The organism is Pseudanabaena sp. PCC 6802 (genome assembly GCF_000332175.1).
Taxonomy (GTDB): Bacteria; Cyanobacteriota; Cyanobacteriia; order Pseudanabaenales; family Pseudanabaenaceae; genus PCC-6802.
The window spans coordinates 4,545,010-4,546,811 of the sequence record NZ_KB235914.1 but is presented as its reverse complement, the minus strand read 5'-3'; the positions used below and the strand labels follow the sequence as shown (position 1 = coordinate 4,546,811).

Here is a 1,802-nt window from a genome sequence, read left to right as displayed (position 1 = left end):
GTAACGGTAGTGGTGAATAACGGCATCCCCGATGCGGTAAATGACGCGACCTCCACCCCATCCGGCACGCCCGTCTCGATAGGAGTACTGGGTAACGATAGCGACCCGAATGGCGATCCATTAACCGTGACGACGGCCACCCCCGGCACGAACGGCAGCACGAGCATCAGCACGAACGGCACCACATCGCCAACGGATGACGTGGTGGTCTACACGCCGAACAGTGGCTTCACGGGTACAGATTCGTTCACGTACACGATCTCCGATGGCATGGGCGGATTGGATACGGCGACGGTGACGGTAGTGGTGAATAACGGCATCCCCGATGCGGTAAATGACGCGACCTCTACCCCATCTGGCACGCCCGTCTCGATTGGGGTACTGGGTAACGATAGCGACCCGAATGGCGATCCGCTGACGGTGACGGCAGCCACACCAGGCACGAACGGCAGCACGAGCATCAGCACGAACGGCACCACATCGCCCACCGACGACGTGGTGGTCTACACGCCGAACAGTGGCTTCACGGGTACCGATTCGTTCGCGTACACGATCTCCGATGGCATGGGTGGATTGGATACGGCGACGGTGACGGTGACGGTGAATCCGGCTCCGAACGCGTCACCGGATGCGACGAATGATACTGCCAGCACGATCGCTAGTACTCCCATATCCGTTGCAGTACTGGGCAACGATAGCGACCCCAACGGCGATCCATTAACTGTGACAGCGGCCACGCCAGGCACGAACGGCAGCACGAGCATCAGCACGAACGGCACCACATCTCCCACGGATGACGTGGTAGTCTACACGCCGAACAGTGGCTTCACGGGTACGGATTCGTTCGCGTACACGATCTCCGATGGCATGGGCGGATTGGATACGGCGACGGTAACGGTAGTGGTGAATAACGGCATCCCCGATGCGGTAAATGACGCGACCTCCACCCCATCTGGCACGCCCGTCTCGATAGGAGTACTGGGTAACGATAGCGACCCGAATGGCGATCCATTAACCGTGACGGCGGCCACGCCAGGCACGAACGGCAGCACGAGCATCAGCACGAACGGCACCACATCTCCAACGGATGACGTGGTGGTCTACACGCCGAACAGTGGCTTCACGGGTACGGATTCGTTCACGTACACGATCTCCGATGGCATGGGCGGACTGGATACGGCGACGGTAACGGTAGTGGTGAATAACGGCATCCCCGATGCGGTAAATGACGCGACCTCCACCCCATCTGGCACGCCCGTCTCGATAGGAGTACTGGGCAACGATAGCGACCCGAATGGCGATCCATTAACCGTGACAGCAGCCACGCCAGGCACGAACGGCAGCACGAGCATCAGCACGAATGGCACCACATCGCCCACCGATGACGTGGTGGTCTACACGCCGAATAGTGGCTTCACGGGTACCGACTCGTTTACCTACACCATCTCCGATGGCATGGGTGGACTGGATACGGCGACGGTAACGGTGACGGTGAATCCCGCCCCGAACGCGGCACCGGATGCGACGAATGATACTGCCAGCACGATCGCCAGTACTCCCATCTCCGTTGCAGTACTCGGCAACGATAGCGACCCGAATGGCGATCCATTGACGGTTAGCGCTGTCACACCCGGCACGAACGGCAGCACCAGCATCAGCACGAACGGCACTACATCGCCCACGGACGACGTAGTGGTCTACACGCCGAACAGTGGCTTCACGGGTACGGATTCGTTTACGTACACGATCTCCGATGGCATGGGTGGACTGGATACGGCGACGGTGACGGTGACGGTGAATCC

General features: G+C 60.0%; 1 protein-coding gene. It reads left to right on the top strand.

Going from position 1 to position 1,802, the window contains the following annotated elements:
* Nucleotides 1-12: 12 nt before the first annotated feature.
* Nucleotides 13-1,802 (top strand): beta strand repeat-containing protein (locus tag PSE6802_RS30535; protein ID WP_036945750.1); only part of this gene is annotated, 1,790 nt, incomplete at its 3' end.